Origin of the sequence: Achromobacter insuavis, from assembly GCF_902859645.1 — a bacterium.
Lineage (GTDB): Bacteria > Pseudomonadota > Gammaproteobacteria > Burkholderiales > Burkholderiaceae_B > Achromobacter > Achromobacter insuavis.
On record NZ_CADIJR010000017.1, the window covers coordinates 32,078 to 49,156 of the forward strand.

12 protein-coding genes are annotated in these 17,079 nt (G+C 67.0%); 7 read left to right on the forward strand and 5 right to left on the reverse strand.

Annotated features, from left to right (window positions below; all coding sequences use genetic code 11):
- Positions 1 to 4: 4 nt before the first annotated feature.
- From H0523_RS11815 to H0523_RS11825, 3 genes are all read left to right on the forward strand, one after another.
- Positions 5 to 964: an ABC transporter substrate-binding protein gene (locus tag H0523_RS11815; protein WP_054428891.1), complete on the forward strand. Its 960-nt coding sequence runs from the start codon at positions 5 to 7 to the stop codon at positions 962 to 964.
- A gap of 171 nt (positions 965 to 1,135) precedes the next feature.
- On the forward strand, positions 1,136 to 2,443 hold the full coding sequence (locus H0523_RS11820) for a chloride channel protein (RefSeq protein WP_054428892.1): 1,308 nt from the start codon (positions 1,136 to 1,138) through the stop codon (positions 2,441 to 2,443).
- Between the two features lie 10 nt (positions 2,444 to 2,453).
- Positions 2,454 to 4,721, forward strand: a complete 2,268-nt coding sequence (locus H0523_RS11825) for an FdhF/YdeP family oxidoreductase (protein WP_054428893.1) — start codon at positions 2,454 to 2,456, stop codon at positions 4,719 to 4,721.
- A gap of 45 nt (positions 4,722 to 4,766) precedes the next feature.
- On the opposite strand, the gene H0523_RS11830 is transcribed toward H0523_RS11825, so the two are convergent.
- The gene (locus H0523_RS11830) at positions 4,767 to 5,864 is read right to left on the reverse strand and encodes an alpha/beta hydrolase (protein ID WP_054428894.1); all 1,098 of its coding nucleotides are present in this window, start codon (positions 5,862 to 5,864) and stop codon (positions 4,767 to 4,769) included.
- A gap of 152 nt (positions 5,865 to 6,016) precedes the next feature.
- Here H0523_RS11830 and H0523_RS11835 point away from each other — a divergent pair, with 152 nt between their 5' ends.
- The 3 genes from H0523_RS11835 to H0523_RS11845 are packed head-to-tail and all read left to right on the forward strand — an operon-like array spanning position 6,017 to position 9,794.
- Positions 6,017 to 6,499, forward strand: coding sequence for a sigma-70 family RNA polymerase sigma factor (locus H0523_RS11835; RefSeq protein ID WP_054428895.1), 483 nt, complete (start codon positions 6,017 to 6,019; stop codon positions 6,497 to 6,499).
- Positions 6,496 to 7,455, forward strand: coding sequence for a FecR domain-containing protein (locus H0523_RS11840; RefSeq protein WP_180180060.1), 960 nt, complete (start codon positions 6,496 to 6,498; stop codon positions 7,453 to 7,455). Before H0523_RS11835 ends, H0523_RS11840 begins: the two co-directional genes overlap by 4 nt.
- Before the next feature lie 47 nt (positions 7,456 to 7,502).
- Positions 7,503 to 9,794, forward strand: coding sequence for a TonB-dependent siderophore receptor (locus H0523_RS11845; protein ID WP_180180061.1), 2,292 nt, complete (start codon positions 7,503 to 7,505; stop codon positions 9,792 to 9,794).
- Positions 9,795 to 9,831: 37 nt separating this feature from the next.
- Here H0523_RS11845 and H0523_RS11850 read toward each other — a convergent pair whose 3' ends face one another.
- The 4 genes from H0523_RS11850 to H0523_RS11865 all read right to left on the reverse strand — a co-directional run bounded on the left by H0523_RS11850 (position 9,832) and on the right by H0523_RS11865 (position 15,188).
- Positions 9,832 to 12,447: a fimbria/pilus outer membrane usher protein gene (locus tag H0523_RS11850; protein WP_082404307.1), complete on the reverse strand. Its 2,616-nt coding sequence runs from the start codon at positions 12,445 to 12,447 to the stop codon at positions 9,832 to 9,834.
- Positions 12,448 to 12,529: 82 nt separating this feature from the next.
- Positions 12,530 to 13,258 carry a fimbrial biogenesis chaperone gene (locus H0523_RS11855; RefSeq protein ID WP_231689720.1) on the reverse strand — a complete coding sequence of 243 codons (729 nt, stop codon included), beginning with the start codon at positions 13,256 to 13,258 and terminating at the stop codon, positions 12,530 to 12,532.
- 92 nt (positions 13,259 to 13,350) lie between these two features.
- On the reverse strand, positions 13,351 to 13,887 hold the full coding sequence (locus H0523_RS11860) for a fimbrial protein (protein ID WP_054428898.1): 537 nt from the start codon (positions 13,885 to 13,887) through the stop codon (positions 13,351 to 13,353).
- 191 nt (positions 13,888 to 14,078) lie between these two features.
- Positions 14,079 to 15,188: a fimbrial protein gene (locus tag H0523_RS11865; protein WP_054428899.1), complete on the reverse strand. Its 1,110-nt coding sequence runs from the start codon at positions 15,186 to 15,188 to the stop codon at positions 14,079 to 14,081.
- A gap of 262 nt (positions 15,189 to 15,450) precedes the next feature.
- Between H0523_RS11865 and H0523_RS11870 the strand changes: the two genes are divergently transcribed.
- Positions 15,451 to 16,836 carry an EAL domain-containing protein gene (locus H0523_RS11870; protein ID WP_180180062.1) on the forward strand — a complete coding sequence of 462 codons (1,386 nt, stop codon included), beginning with the start codon at positions 15,451 to 15,453 and terminating at the stop codon, positions 16,834 to 16,836.
- The last annotated feature ends 243 nt before the right edge of the window (positions 16,837 to 17,079 follow it).

The window sequence follows — 17,079 nt, forward strand, 5'->3', positions numbered from 1 at the left end:
CCCCATGAAGCGTACCCGCCTGGCGCTCGCCGCCGCCCTGTCTCTTTTCAGCCTGGCCGCCCACGCCAACGACAAAGCCGTGGTGTCCGCGGCGTTCAAGTCGGTCTTCTACCTGCCGGTGTACTTCGCCGAAGAGCACGGCTATTTCAAGGAAGAAGGCCTGGACGTACGCATCGACGTCGCCTCGTCCTCGACCAACGCCCTGGCCGCGGTCATCTCCAGGAGCGCCGACTTCTCGCTGCATGGCCCCGAATGGACCGCCATCTCGTTCGGCCGCGGCGCGCCCGTCAAGGTCGTGGGCGGCACGCTCAACCGCCTGGGCGTCTGGCTGACGTGCAAGTCCTCCTTCGCCTTCAAGGACTTCACCAGCCTGAAGGGCGCCACGGTCGCCACCGGCGCCATGCCGACCACCAGCACCTCGGCCTTCCTGAAGATCGTCCGCAAGGCCGGCCTCGATCCGAAGCGCGACCTGAACCTGCTGGAAGTGCCGTTGGGCAACGAGGTCGGCCCGCTGGCGGCCGGCCAGGCCGACTGCGCCGTGCTGTACGAGCCGGGCGCCTCGCAGGCCGAGGCCCAGGGCTACAAGGTGGTGTCCGCCTTCTCGCGCGAGATCGGCCCCTACACCTTCTCGGCCATCTCGACCCGGCAGGATATCGACCCCAAGGTGTCGCAAAAGCTGGTCTCGGGACTGGACCGCGCGCTCAAGGCCATCCGCAAGGATCCCGAGGCGGCGGTGCAGAGCGGCCTGAAGCTGTTCCCCAACCTGCCGCCCGAGGTGGTGCGCAAGTCGGTGACGCGCCTGATCGAGGACGGCGTGTTCGCCGACTCCGTGGCCATCCCGCCGCAGGCGCTGACCGATGCGCTGCAGACGCAGGTGGACCTGGGCAACCTGGACAAGATCCCCGCCGATCCGCGCTGGCTGGACCTGGACTGGGCCAACCGCATCGCGGGCAAGGCCTACTGAGCGCTGGCGGCGCCGAGCCCGCCGCCGGGCGCGGATGCGGGCCGGCGATCCCCCCGGCGGCCTGCCCCCGCCGGCTCTTAACAATTCGTTGACGCCACCCGGCCTACAGTCCATCATCATCAATCGAAAGCGGGCCCCCGCCGCTCGCCGTCGACAGGAGCCCATCCTGGTATGAATGAAGCGCCGGCTGACGATCCCCCCGCATCCCTCCCCCGATTCCTGCTCGCCATCCTCCTGACCGGCCTGACCGCCGGCCTGGGCGGCATGCTGCTGGGCATGTTGCTGCACGCCGTGCAGCACCTGGCGTACGGCTACAGCCTGGACCGCATCGTCGGGACCGAAACCTTCCTCCAGGGCGTCGAAGCCGCCAGCGACGTCCGCCGCCTGGCGGTGTTGATGCTGTGCGGCCTGGTGGCCGGCGGCGGCTGGTGGCTGGTCTACCGCTTCGGACGGCCGCTGGTCAGCGTGACACAGGCGGTGCAGGACCCCGCCGCCCGCATGCCGGCCAGGACCACCCTGGCGCATGCCCTGCTGCAGATCGTGACCGTCGGGCTGGGATCGCCCCTGGGGCGCGAAGTGGCGCCGCGCGAGGTCGGCGCGCTGGCGGCCGGCGGCGTATCGGCATGGCTGCGCCTGCCGCCCGACCAGCGCCGGTTGATCGTCGCGTGCGGCGCGGGCGCGGGCCTGGCCGCCGTGTACAACGTGCCGCTGGGCGCGGCGCTGTTCGTGCTGGAAGTATTGCTGGGCACGTTCGCGTGGCCCGCGGCGGCCGTGGCACTGGCCACATGCAGCATCGGCGCCGTCGTCGCCTGGATCGGGCTGGGCAACGAAATCCAATACGCGGTGCCGCCGATGACGGCGGGCGCCAGCCTGATCGTCTGGGCGGTGCTGGCCGGGCCGGTCTTCGGCGTGGCGGCGCACGCTTTCGTGCAACTGACATCGGCCGCGCGGCGCCAGGCGGCGCGCGGCTGGCGGCTGCCGCTGGCGGCACTGGTGAACTTCACGCTGATCGGCGTCCTGGCGGTCTTCCTGCCGGCGCTGCTGGGCAACGGCAAGGGCCCGGCCCAGCTGGGCTTCAGCAGCGAACTGACCCTGGGCATGGCGGCCCTGCTGCTGGTGTTGAAGGTGGCGATCACCAGCGGTTCGCTGCGCGCCGGCGCGTCCGGCGGCCTGCTGACGCCGGGCATCGCCATCGGCGCCCTGCTGGCGGTGGTGCTGGGCGGCGCCTGGAACCTGATCTGGCCCGACGCGCCGCCCGGCGCCTACGCCGTGGTGGGCGCGGCGGCCTTCCTGGCGGCCTCGATGCGCATGCCGCTGACGGCCACCGTCCTGCTCCTGGAATTCACGCGCGTGGACCAGGGGTTCCTGGTGCCGATGATCCTGGCGGTGGCCGGCGCCACCGCCACCCACCATTTTTGCGCGGCCCGGACCGCCCGGACGCCGGCAGCGGCTGGCGCGCCGCTGCGCGGCTCGACATGAAGAGGCTCACATGACATCACGCAACCTGACCGGCATCCAACGCTACGACGCGCCCGCCGGCGGCTGGGGCGCGCTCAAGGCCACCGCGCAAGCCATCGCGGACCAGATGCGGATCGCCGAGGCGCCGGTGCTGCTGTTTCGCACCAACAAGCCCGACGGTTTCGACTGTCCCGGCTGCGCGTGGCCGGACAAGGCCCACACCTCGACCTTCCAGTTCTGCGAAAACGGCGCCAAGGCCGTGACCTGGGAAGCCACCAAGAAACGCGTGACGCCGGAATTCTTCGCCGCGCACACCGTGACCGAGCTGCTGACCTGGTCCGATCACGACCTGGAAGACGCCGGCCGGCTGACGCACCCGCTGCGCTACGATGCCGCCACCGACACCTATCAGCCGATTGAATGGGACGCCGCGTTCCAGCACATCGGGCGCACCCTCGCCAACCTGTCCGATCCGGATTCGGTCGAGTTCTACACCTCGGGCCGCGCCTCGAACGAAGCGGCGTTCCTGTTCAGCCTGTATGCCCGCGAGTACGGCACCAACAATTTCCCCGATTGCTCGAACATGTGCCACGAGGCCACCAGCGTCGGGCTGCCGCAGACCATCGGCATCGGCAAGGGCACGGTATCGCTGGACGACTTCGACGCCTGCGACCTGATCATCTCGATGGGCCACAACCCCGGCACGAACCATCCGCGCATGATGGGCACGCTGCACGAATGCGCCCGCCGCGGCGTGCCCATCATCGTCTTCAACCCGCTGCGCGAGCGCGCGCTGGAACGCTTCGCCGATCCGCAGAACCCGATCGAGATGGGCACGCTGGGCTCGACCCGCATCGCGTCCACGTACTACCAGGTGCGCGTGGGCGGGGACGCCGCCGCGCTCAAGGGCATCATGAAGGCGCTGCTGACGCTGGACCGGCAGGCGCCCGGCGCGATCGACCACGCCTTCATCGCCGAACACACCCACGGCTTCGACGCCTACGTCGCGGACCTGGACGCCACCGCGTGGGCCGACATCGAGTGCGCCAGCGGGCTGACGCGCGCCAACCTGGAGCAGGTCGCCGCGGCCTACGCCAAGTCCAACGCCACCATCGTGACCTACGGCATGGGCATCACCCAGCACGCGCGCGGCACCCAGAACGTGCAGCAGATCGCCGCGCTGCTGCTCATGCGCGGCAACTTCGGCCGGCCGGGCGCCGGCATCTGCCCGCTGCGCGGCCACTCCAACGTGCAGGGCAACCGCACCGTCGGCATCACCGAGAAGATCGACCCGGTGATGTTCGACAACATCGAGAAGACCTTCGGCTTCCGGCCGCCCGAGCGCCACGGACACGACGCGGTCGACGCCATGAAGGCGATGGTGAACGGCGACGCCCGCGTGCTGATCTGCCTGGGCGGCAATATCGCCATGGCGCTGTCCGACACCGAACAATGCGAGACGGGCATGCGCCGGCTGGACCTGGCGGTGCACATGAACACCAAGCTGAACCGCTCGCACCTGCTGATCGGCCGCGACGCCATCATCCTGCCGGTGCTGGGCCGCACCGAAAGCGACGTGCAGGCCAGCGGCGCGCAATCCATCACCGTCGAGGACTCGATGTCGATGGTGCACGCCTCGCGCGGCAAGCTCGCGCCGGCCTCCGAACACCTGCGGTCCGAACCCGCCATCATCGCCGGCATGGCGGCGGCGACGCTACCGGACACGCGCGTGCCGTGGCTCCACCTGGTCGAGGACTACAGCCGCATCCGCGACCTGATCGAAAAGGTCTACCCGGACTTTCGCGGCTACAACGAACGCATCCTCAAGCCGGGCGGATTCCGCCTGCCGCTGCCGCCCACCGAACGCATCTGGAAAACGAAGTCGGGCAAGGCCGAGTTCCTGCCGTTCAAGGGCCTGCAAGAGGATCCGGGCGCGGTCGCGGCGGGCGCGCTGACGTTGACCACGCTGCGCAGCCACGACCAGTACAACACCACCATCTACGGCCTGGACGACCGCTATCGCGGCGTGTTCGGCCGGCGCGACGTGCTGTTCATGCATGCCGACGACCTGGCGCGCCACGGCCTGAAGCACGGCGACAAGGTGGACCTGCACAGCGGCCTGCCGGGCCAGGCGCACCGCCACCTGCAACTGACCGCGATCGCCTACGACATCGCGCCCGGCTCGGTCGGCGCCTACTACCCCGAGGCCAACAACCTGTGCCCGCTGGACTACCAGGACAAGCAGAGCGGCACGCCCAGCTACAAGTCGATTCCGGTGGTGATCAGGAAGGCCGCGTGACGCCTTGCCCGCCGCGCGCACCAGCGCAGGCGGGCGCCCCTGATCTCATCGCCCGACCACCGGGCAGCTCGCCGGCAGCGGCCGGTCGAACAGCACCGCGATGCCGCATGCCGAGGTGAACATCCCCAGGTTGTCATGGCCCACGCCCGGCACTTCCACGACCTTCTGGTTCAAGCCGGCGGGATGCCTGCGCGTCAGGTAATCGAAATAGGCGCGGCCCCGCTCCAGCCGGTTGGGGCCTTGCGCCATGCCGCCGCAGGAGCGGTCGATGAAGTGGGTGTAGGGATCGGTGTCCGCCTGGCCCAGCAGGTACACCACGTTCCGCGCGGCGTATCTCGATTCCACCGCCGCGGGGTCCTGCGAGGCGACATAAGGCGGACCGCCTTCGAGCTGGTACTTCCATCTGGTCGCGGCGGGACAGGCGCCGCCGGCCGGCAACGCGGGGCGGTCATCGCTGAAGTACACGTAGCTGGAGGGATTGGCGACCACGTAGCGCAGGGGAATGCCGCGCCGCGCCAATGCGCCGCCGCCCCGCCCCACGGCCGCATAGCGTTGCAGGATCTGCGCGCCCGCGGAATGCCCCATCACGACCACGCGCTTCAGGGCGGGATAGCGCTTCTTGTCCGCGAAGTGATCCAGCAGCGCGTCGATCGCCTCGAACGAGCTGAGCGGCGCCGGACCGATGGCCGGCTCGCCGCTTTTCCAGCCTTCCTGGGTCCACCTCAGGGTCTGCGCCGGCATCGAGAATTTCTCGACATCCGGCGCGGTCAGGAACTGGGGCGCGACGACCATCACGCCGCCCGCCGACCGGCCCGCCCCCGCCACGATCTCCTTGCCGGTGCCGAAATACGTATCCGCGTTGCGCAGCGTGCCATGGATCACGATCATCACCGTCGAGATCGTCGGCGCCGGCGCATGGATATCGGCGGAGGCATAGAGCGGCAACGCGCCTTCTCCGGCGGCGCCCTTGACCGCCAGCGCCTGGTCCGCCACGTGTTTCACGGGCGCCTCCAGCTTCGACGCCTTGGGTGCGGCAGGCGCGACAGGCGCGGCCTGGCGCGTGCCACAGCCAGCCGCCGCCAGCAGCAGCGGGCCGCACAACAGGCTCCATTTGATAACCGAAAGGCACTTTGCCGCTCTCATGGGTCCACTCCTGGTCGACTGCGAAGACTGACGATTGGCAGGGATTATGCCCCCGTCTCCTGTTTGCCACGAGTGCTGGCGAACCGGTATGGCTACATGCTACGCTTTGCCACCCGGAATCAGCACCCGCCGCTTTTTTTTGGCATTTTTCCATGCGCAAATTCGCGGAGCTATACGAACAGAATCATTCCTGGCTGAAGGCTTGGCTCAGAAAGCGCCTTGGCAACCCGGACACCGCCGCCGACCTGGCACACGATACGTTCGAACGCGTATTGACCAAGCCTCCCGCCGAGGAACTGAACGAGCCTCGGGCCTACCTCACCGTGGTCGCCAAGGGCCTGGTCGCGCATTGGTATCGCCGCAAGGCGATCGAGCAAACGTACCTGGATGCACTCGCGCTTGAACCCGAAGACTACGTTCCTTCAGTCGAGTCCCAGGCGGAAATCCTGGAGCGCCTGTTCGAGATCGATGCCATGCTGAGTAAACTTCCGGGCAAGGCCCGAGAGGCCTTTCTGATGTCCCAGGTCGATGGACTGACCTACCAGGAAATTGCCGACAAGCTGAACGTATCGCTTAGCACCGTGAAGCGTTACATGGTGATGGGTTTCGCTCAATGCCTGGCCACTCTGACATGACACAAGCAACGACCCGAGCCAACCTGATCCAGGAAGCGGCGACCTGGATGATGCGGCTTTCCGACGAAGGCGCCACCGAGGCCGACTGGACGGCCTGGCGTCAATGGACGCAGCAAAGCGACGAACACCGCAAGTACGCGCACCTGACGGAATCGCTGACGGCGAAGCTGCAGACCGTGCCGGGAAGCGTCGGCCGCGCTGCGTTGAACGCGCCCAAGGCCGCGGCAAGACGGACGGCGCTCAAGACACTTGCGTTCCTTTTGCTGGCCGCGCCGACGGGCTACGTGGTCACCCGCCTGCCCTGGCAAGCCTGGAATGCCGAGTACCGCTCCAGCACCGGCGAACAGCGCCTGATCGCGCTGCCGGACGGCGGCACCTTGACACTGGACACCGCCAGCGCGGCCAATGTCGTCTACGACGATCAGCGTCGCAGCGTGCAAGTCGTGGCGGGCAGGGCCTACATCGTCACGGCCGCCGACAGCGCCCAGCCGCCCCGGCCGTTCCTGGTACAGACCCGGTTTGGACAGGTGCGCGCCCTGGGCACACGTTTCGAAGTGCAGTTGGGCGACCGCGAAGAGCAGGTCGCCGTTTTCGAGGGCGCGGTGGAGATCACGCCGAAAGATTCCGCGACCTCGGCACAGGTTCTGCAGGCCGGATGGAAAACGACGTTCACGCGGAACCAGGTGCAACCGGCGGCGCGTTCACTCTCTCAGGCCGATCCGCTCTGGCTGCAAAAGCGCATCCAGGTCGACAACGTGCCGCTGGGACAATTGATCGAGGAACTGGGACGCTACCGGCCGGGCATCCTGCGCTGCGACCCCGACGTGGCGGCGCTGCCCGTTTCGGGAACGTACCGCCTGGACGATACGGACCTTGCGTTGCGGTTGCTGGCCGAGGCGCTGCCGGTCCGCGTCACGCGGCGCACCGCCTACTGGGTCACGGTCGGTCCCCGCTAGGCCGAGGCCGCATGCGTTCCTGCCGGCCCGCCGCGGCACTGCCACCCTTGAGGCTACCGCTGAGGCGGGTCCTGCTCGCCAGTTTCCTGGCGACAGCCTGTGCCCTGCCAGCCATCGGTCACGCCCAACCGCGAGCGGCCATCCCTGGGCCTGCGGTCTTTTCCATTCCCGCCGGGCCGCTGTCGGCCGCGCTGGATCGATTCGCCAATGCCGCCGATCTCTCCCTGTCCTACGATCCCGCGCTGATACGGGACAAGCACAGCCCTGGCCTGTCCGGCGCCTACACCGTCGATGCGGCGTTCGCGGAATTGTTGCGCGGTACCGGCCTGACCGCGACGGCATTGGGACAGGCCGGCTATGTATTGCGGACCACCGCAGCGGCAAAGGACGGCGTTTCGGGGGCTGCCACGTTGCGTCCGGTGCAGGTCGAGGGCATTCCGCCTGAAGAAGGCTATGCCGCGTCGACAAGCACTCTGGCCACCGGAACCGACACGCCGATCAAACAGATCCCCCAATCCATCCACATACTGACCCGGCAGATCATCGAAGACCAGCAGCCCCAGACGCTCTTCGATTTGCTGCGCAACGTGCCGGGCGTCAGCAACAACCCGCAGTTCTACGGCTTTGACAACGACGCCTACGACATGCGCGGCTACGGCTCGCGCCTTCTGCTGGACGGCATCGCGCCACAGTTCGGCTTCCGTATCCCCGCCATCGGCGTGGAACGGGTGGAAGTGCTCAAGGGCATTGACTCGGCGGCGATGGGCGATATCACCCACGGCGGCGTGGTCAACGTCATGCTGAAGCGCCCGCAGGCCGAGTCCGTCCGGGAAATCCGCGCGGAGGCCGGATCCCGGGGCCGCGCGGGAGTGTCGATGGATGTCGCCGGCACCGCGCCCGACAACACCCGCCTGCAGTACCGCCTGATTCTTTCGACCACCCGGGCGGACGGCAATACCGCGGGGTACCGGGGGTTGCGTGAAACCTACCTTGCTCCCTCTGCCGCGTGGGACGACGGTACGACGCGCATCGAACTGGGCCTGCAGTATTCGCAGGGCCGCCTGCCGACAAGCCCTTTCACGGTCACGGTGAACGGACGCCCGGCCACGTTGTCCGGCCCTATCGCCAACGCGGATGATCACACGAACTACGAACAAACCCGCCCATACTTCGCACTGCGCCAGCAACTGAACGACAACTGGTCTTTCAACGGCAGCGCCAGCGTCACCCGGCAGCGCCATACGGAATACGCCTACCGGCTGGGGCCCGCCAATCCGCAGGGCGGGGCCTACTACCTGCCATTCCGCGAGGACAGCAGCCAGCGCAACACCGTCGTCGACGGCCATCTGCAGGGCAGGTTCGACACCGGCCGCGCCACCCACGACGTCACGACCGGCCTGTCCTATTACGCAAGCTCGGTCGACACCACGATCGCGTCGGGGGATCTTTTCCCGGGCAACGTCTTCTCCCCCCGGGTCCCGTTCCCGTCTTCGGACATCACGCCCAATATCGAGCGCCTGTCCAATTCGCCGCTGCGCTCCTCGCGCGCCTATGCCCAGGATTTCATGACCCTGGACAAGCGCTGGCATGTGATGGCCGGGATTGCGCTGAATCAATTGCCGCAAGAGGGCGGACCGACCGAGCGCGCCTGGACGCCAAAGCTGGGCCTGAGCTTCGACGTCTCAGACACGATGTCGCTCTACGGCGCGTACTCGCGCGGCTTCTCCACCTACCAGCCCGCGGCGCAAGGCACCGCGAGCGTACGGCCCATCCGCAGCAAGACCCTCGAAGCGGGAATGAAGTTCGACTGGCCCGACCGCCCGCTCAACGCGTCCATTGCCCTTTTTCAGACATCGCTCGACCATTACCTCGAACCCATACCGGACTCTCCCCTGTACCGACAGGTTGACAGCGGCAGAAGCCGAGGATTGGAACTCAGCCTGCAGGGTCAATTGACGGCAGCCTGGCAAACCGTCGCCAGCTATACGTACACGGACTTCCGGCCCGCGGCCAACCAGGTGAATCCCATACCCAGGCACATGGCCAGCCTGTGGGCCAAATACACGTTCCTGGACCCGGCCTGGAGCGGTTGGGGTCTGGGCGCCGGCGTGTATGTACAGAGCGGATATGCCGGCGACGGCCAGGGATTCGGCGACTTCCGCATCGCGGGGCAGGCCCGCACCGATGTCAGTCTGTTCTACCGTCGCGACCGTTTCAGCGCCACCCTGGGCGTGCGAAACCTGTTCGACCGGACCCTGTACGCCGGCCATGCCGTGGCCACACGCATCTACCTGGATCCAGGGAGAACGGTGCTGCTGACAACGGCCTACCGGTTCTGACGTCACCGTCGCCGCCCCCAACGCCCGCCGACGGCGCTCACTCGCAGCGACTGTCTACGGCCGTCCACATCCGCGCGGCCGGCGCCGGCGGCGTCGCCGGCAACGTCACCGCCAGGCGGCATTGGCCGCCCTCGCCTTGCGCCCAGACGACCCGGTACGTCGACGCCCCCGCCGCCGCGTTGCGCAGCAGCAGCCGGCCGGCCTGCGCCACCGTGCCGACGTCGTTGCCCGCCGAGTCGACGACCCGTGCGCCGAACGGCACCGGGTCGCCGCCGGACAACCGCGCCCGCACCAGCACGGCCTGGCCGCCGCCCTCGGTCTCGAACGTCACCGGCACGACCGCGCCCGCGGTCGGCGCCACGTGCTGAATGGTCGACTTCAGCGCCACGCTCAAGGGCAGGCCCTTGGGATCGACTTCGATTTCATTGCTGGCGAACGGTGTCAGATTGGAGACGACCGCGCGGCCCCAGGGATCGATGCGCAACCCGCTGCCGCTGGCCACCCGCGCGCCGGCGGCATGCCGGGCTTCGACCACGACGGCGGTATCGCCCAGCGCGGGCGTGAATACGACGCCACCGCCATATGCCACCACGCCTCCCGACACCGTGGCGCCATACTGCGAGAACCCGCGTCCGCCCGATGCATTTGCCGCCATGGTGGCGTAGGGCGATGCGTAAGCCGCGCTGCCCCCCGCCACGGAGGACGCTGCCGCCCCCCCCAGGCTGCGACTCGCATTCACGCCATAGGTCAGGGCGCCGTCCTCGCCCGTCGCCCCGGTGACCGACTGTTGAACATCGGTGCGGCCGCGGAAATTGTTCTGCACGTTCGTCGAGGCATACAACTGCCGTGCGCCGCTGCCGATGGGGATGCCGATATTGAGCATCGCCACGTTGTCCCAGCGCTGCGATGAGGCATCGTACTGACGGGCAAGCGACAGGCCGGCGCTGACCCGGCCGATGCTGGTGCTGTAGCCCGCCTGGAACTGCGTGTCCCGGCCCGGGCGGTTCCAGTAGTCCTGCGAAGACCCGCTCAGGTAGAAAGATCCCCAGCCCGACGGCAGCTGCTGATTCACCGTCAATTGCAGACGGCCGCGCAGGAATCCCCCGGTCGGATTGCCGCCGGAGAGACTGTCGGCGCTGTCGCGGCGGGCGTCGCGGTCGCCGTGGCGCAGCGACATCGCATCGCGCAGGTCGAGATAACCGCGGCTGGAGTAACGGTAGGCCGCCACGGTGATGTTGGTGTCGGTCGGCGCGATCAGCTTGCTATACGACAAGCGCACGCTGTGACCGGATCGCTTTCCTTGCGCGCCCAGCTCGGCGCGCGACTGCGTCGCGTCCAGGCCCACCGCGCCCCACTCCAGGTTCAACGCCACGCCGGCCATGCCCGCGGCGTAATCGCGGCTGGCGATCACGCCGCCATAGCCCGTCAGCATGTTGGTGAATCCGTGCTGCAGCGTGGCCTGCATCACATAGGGCCGATCGCCTCGCATCAAGGGATCCCGGTACGCGCCCGCCACCAACCCGTAACGGGTCACGCCGGGCCGCAAGGCATTCACCGCCGCCGCATAAGGCACGCTCGCCTGGTGCACACTGCCATCCGCCTCCGTGACCTCGACGATCAACTCGCCGCCATATCCCATCGGATACAGGTCGTCGATGACGAAAGCCCCCGGCGCCACGTTGGTTTCATAGATGACGCTGCCGTTCTGCCGCACGCGCACCACGGCATTGCTGCGCGCGATACCTGTCACGCGGGGCGCATAGCCGCGCTGGCTCTGCGGCAACATCCGGTCATCGGTCGACAGTTGCACGCCGCGAAAGCCGAAACTGTCGAACAGCGCGCCGTCCGTGTACGCGTCACCCATCACCAACTGGCTGCCCATCGACCGGATCGCGCGCTGCACGTTCGTCTGCACGCTTCGATAGCGCGAATCCGCGGCGGAGCCGGTCGTCAGGTTGCCGCTATGGCGCAGGCGCCAGGGCCCGGCGTTCAACCCGCCGGACAGTCCCAGGTATCCCTGCGACACCGCATGCCCCTGCTGGTCGGACCGGAAATAGTTGGCGTTGTACTGCAACAGGCCGGCGGGCACGCCGTCCGTCCAATAGCGCGGGTCGATGTAGCCGCGCGGCTGGCGCTTCATCGCCGCCTGCGGGACCGTCACGTCCAGCCGCTGCTCGCCCGTATCGAAGGCCGCCGTCGCGCCGGGCACCCAGGCATCGACCGGCGCACAGGCCTGCGGCGTCTCCCTGCCCGGCGCCGCAGCCGGAATCGCGCCGCCCGCCCGCGCGTCAACCGCATTCAAATCGACGCCGGCGCGCTCGAGCAGCTCCCGATCAAAGCAGGGCAGCGCATTGCCGTGGCGAGCGCCGACCGGCTTGAGCGTGACCTGGACGCTCCCCAACTGCATGCCATTGACGGAAAGATCCGCTCGATACGTACCCGGCGCGGCGACGTTGCCGCGGTTGTAGCGGGCCAGGTCCACGGGCGCGCCGCGGTTCACGAGGAACTGCGGATTGAATTCCACCTCGGCCATCTGCATGGGTTCGCCCTCGGCCGCCCCGAACGCTTGCGCGGTTGCCAGAGCCAGCAGGGCCGCCAGGCGGCATGGGTGCGGCACGCGCCGCGCGTCATTCTGTGTTTTTCTCGTTTTCACGGCAATCCGCCATCGACAGGACGCACGGCTCCCCGACGCGCCGACAGCGCGCCGTGATCCGACATCAATCAGGGAAAAAGGATCAGTGCATGACGCGGGGCCGCGTCGAGGCCTCGCCAGTAACGAGGCCGCCGTAATCGTTCACGACTTCGTAGCGCACCTGGACGCCCGCCGGCGCCGTAAGCCTGCCCTTGAGCGGCACCCGGCGCGTTTCGCCCGGCGCCACCATCAGGCCGTCATCGAACAAGGCCTTTTCGCCGCCAGCGGCGGCCTGGATCGTCGTGAACGTCACGTGATAGGCGCTGGGGTTGTGCACGCTCAGCACATAGCCGCCGGCCTCGCCATCGAGCGACCACACCGCTTGCGCCGGCGCATCGACCGCCTGCCCCGGCAACTGGCCAGGCCGGAAGAACACTTTGATCCGCGAGCGGAACGCGAACTGCAGATGATTGGCGGTCTGCGCATCCGACGGCTTCGGCGGAATCTCCAGCACGTTGAGCCAAAAGACGGACTCCCGGTCCTGCGGCAACGGTTCCCCGGTATAGGCCACGCGCAACGTCTGGCCTTTCTCGGGATCGATGCGCGATACGGGCGGTGTTATCAGGAATGGCGCGCTGGCCTCGGACGGTGCGGCGTCCGCATCGCCGCTATCGGCCCAGACCTGCACCAACGCGGGGGTCTTGCCTTCGTTGGACAGCTTGACGGTGACCTCCTGGTCGCCCGCCGGATAAACGACACGCGTGCCCGAGATCACGACGGACGCCACGGCCGGAATACTGATCGAGGCCAGCGCAGCGGCGGCGAAGGCCAACGAACGGAACAGAAAAGTACGCACGATTTCTCAACTCTTTTCGTCTTGGAGGACCATGCCGGCGCAGCGCCCGCCGCGCCGGCGCGCCCGCCTTACTGATAGGCCAGCGTGTACGTGACCGTGGTGGTGACCGGGCCGGCATCCACCGCGCCCGCCGCGAAGTACTGGGCAACGTACGACAGCGTGGCGCTGCCGCCGGTGAGGTTGACCGGCGCGCTGTTCTGCGCCGCCGCGGCCGCGCCGACAACAATGGGCGTGTTGTCCCCCTTGTTCAGCAACTGCACCTCGACGTTGGCGGCGCCGCCCGCGGCCGTGTTCTTCAGATTGCCGTTCGGGCGTACCGTGCTGCCGGGCTCGAAATACGTCGACACCTTCGTGGCGGAGCCGGTACAGTTGGTCAGCGAAATGCTGAACGCCGTGGGCCCGGCGGTCGCGCCCGGATTGGCCAGGCGCGTCTTCGACACGGAAGGCAAGGTCACCGTGAAATCGCCATTGTCCTGGCCGTTGATCTTGCAGGTGGTGTCCGTGATCGAACCGTTGAACGTGATCGTGCCGTCGACGGCGAACGCCGATTGCGATGCCAGCGCGCCGACAGCCAGGAACAGAGCGGAATAAAGAGAAGTCTTCATATCAATGAGGGATAGTGAGCCAGGAGAGGAGAGAACCGGGCAGCGCTCCCGTGTCGCTGCTTCTGCGTTGCAGGTTCTGTCTGGTAGGCCACTTGAGCCGATCAAAAAGGCTCAGACTCGAACGGATTAATTTGTAACGGCCATCGCGCCCAGCGTTCGCCGCGCGAAATGGCCGGCCGCCCCCGGGCGGCTTAACGGTAAAGCAACGTGAAAATCAGCGTGCCGTTCGCAGTCCCTGGCTTGATAGCCGCCCCTGTCTGGACATAGGACGCATAAAAGTCCGCACTGTAGGAGCCGCCCGTTGCCGGCGCGTACTGGGCGACTTCATACCCAGGCGCTCCGAACGCCATCGGCTTGCCATTCGACACGCTGACGAGCTTGAGCCCCAGCCCCTGCGCCGTCGACTCCGCGCTCAGGGCGATGACGCCGTTGTTGGCGTCAACGACGCCCGATGGCGCGCTGAATTGCAGCCCGATGCGCTGCAGCCCGGCAGGGCAGTTATTGATGGGGACCGAGAATTTGACCCTGGGGGTCTCCGAGCCGACCCCCTTGAACGACTTCGTTGTGTACTGGCCCAGCGGCACGGTCACGTTCGACGTGGTGCAACTCTTCACGGAGACGGCTACGGCGTTGACCCGAAAAGACGCATTGGGCCCCGGGCTGACGATGGGGTTGTTAATGTCGGCCCCTCCCATGATGGGGCGCGTCAGCAGCACGTCGCCGGGCAGGGAGACCATGCCCGGCTGGATATCTCCGGTTTTGACCAACATGGCGGTCATCGCATTGAAGCCGTACGGTTGCCGGCCATTGTTGTCCGGACCGGCGCAGGTCCGCCATCGCGATCCGCCGTTTCCCGTCATATCCACCCGTCCGGCCGGCGGTTGCGGGCCGCAGCCCCCGACGACAAACTGCCCGGAGAACGCAATGCCGACCCCTGGCAGGTTGGTCGCATGGACCTTGTAGGTCCCGCCGCCATTGGCGGGGTTCTGAACCGTCACGTTGGTCTGTGTCAGCCCCACGATGCGGATGTCGATGCCCGCGACCGAATTGGCCGTGATATCGCACGCATAGATGGTGTTCATTCCCGTCCAATCGGCCGTCGCCAGCAGCGTTCCCACCGGCGCATCGCGGGGCACCGAGATCGCGCTGGGAAACGTCACTGAAAAGAGTCCGCCATTCGCGAGCGTGCACGTCGTTACGGCACCTGCCTGTAACGGCGCGCCGAAGAAAAGGATGATGGCCAGCGCCGCAAGCCAGCGCAACGGCGCGGCACGGGGTGGCAGAAGCGGGGTACTGAACATGGATTGCCCTCTTGGCGACGCTTTGAAATCAGTGGAATCGCGACCCGGTCGGAAGTGCTTTCGAGCCGCTTGCCCTGGGATGCCACTTGAGACGCGAAAAAAGGTTCATTGCGCGCCCACATCGAACGCGCCCGCCTCCCGCAGGACCCGAGCCGATTTATCTGGTTACATATTTTTCGGCAAAAGCACGGACCTTTTCGTTGCGCTGAAGTGGCATACCCGGAGAAGCCGCACCGCGGTCCACTACAAGCGAAAGGAAATCATGGCGACGAAGTCCCGCCCAATCTCAAGAACACCGCGCCAAGGCGCTTCCGTCGACCGGCGTCATGAGACCTTCGGCCGCCAGAAAGAACCCGTGCCCGACCTCCTCGCAGCCGGGCAAGCCGCCATGCGCCCCACCGATGGCAATCCGTCGGCGATCCTGCTTGCGCCCTATACGGCGGTGCGCGCGGCGTGCATCTATATTGACGGCCTGCCCGATCTGTTCGCGGCCTACGGCACTGCCTGCGTGCAGCGAGCCATCGATCGTGCATTGCCCGAACGGCTGGCCGCCATCGGCATTGACGCCCATCGCATTGCACGTATCGGTCAACATGCCGTTGTCACGCTGGCGGACCACGCGCCGCCCTGCTCGCCCGACGATGATGTGCTGCTTGAGCGGATCAAGGCGGCCGTCTCCTGCGAGCCGCTGGAGTGCGAAGGTCACCGCATCCTGCTCAAGGTACTGGTCACCCTGGGGGTGCCCGAGACCTGTCTGGAGGCGTCTCCGTTCGATACGGCGCGCTATCCCGCTCACGCCTGGCCCCCGCTGCCGGAAACCACCCAATCCCTGAACGCGCGGCTCACGGCGTTTCGCAACGACATGGACATGGCGACGGCGTTCTTCGACGATGTCCATTCCGGCCATGTCACCCTGGCCTTCCAGCCCGTCATCGTGTCGTCGAGCCTCCGGGTGCCGCTCTACCACGAAGCCCTGCTGCGTCGCATCGACGGCAACACCGCCACGACTTGCTATCCCGTCATCCAGGCGCTGGAACGGCTGGGCCTTGTCGCCCGACTGGACCGCAGCGTGCTTTGGACCGCCATCGGCCTGCTTGAACGCCACCCGGATATCTGCCTGGGAGCCAACGTATCGGCGCTGTCCTTGCAGCACGACGGTTGGTGGCGCGTCCTGCAGGATTATCTGGCGAGAAATCCCGGGATCGCCGAGCGCCTGACGCTCGAAATCACCGAGACCAGCGCCATCACCAACGCCGAAGAGGCGGCCAATCTGTTGTTGTCATTGCGCGTGATGGGCTGCCGGATTGCCCTGGACGACATGGGCGCCGGCTACAGCACCATCAGCTTCCTGGCCGCAACGCGCCCGAATATCGTCAAGATCGACAAGACCTTCGTGACCCAGACGGAAGGCAAGCGCCAGCCCCAGACGCTGCTCAAGCACTTCGTGACACTGTGCTCGGACCTGAGCGCATGCGTCATCGCGGAAGGCATCGAAACCGAAGCTGACGTCGCCGCCGCCACGCAGGCGGGCGTGCACGCGCTGCAGGGCTACCATCTGGGACGCCCGGAGTTGGCGCCCGCGTGGCTGGTCGGGCCGGCCTGTGTCAAGGACAGCTTCGCGCACGACCATCGGACCTGGCAGGCATGAAATTGAATGAGCGCCGACAACCAGGTGGGCGGTGGAATCGTGCGGCGATGGGCTCCGCCCCCCCGTGGCGGCGCGGGAGAGATGTCTTGTCTTTATGTATGGTTTTTTTGCTGCAAAATCTCTCTCAGAAAGACATACAAATCAAACGATTCAAGCATTTGTATGGATAGCTGAGGTAGAATTTCCATTCTTGTATGGGATTTTTCTATAAAATCTGCCTTCTTGTATGGAAATGGGCGCTCG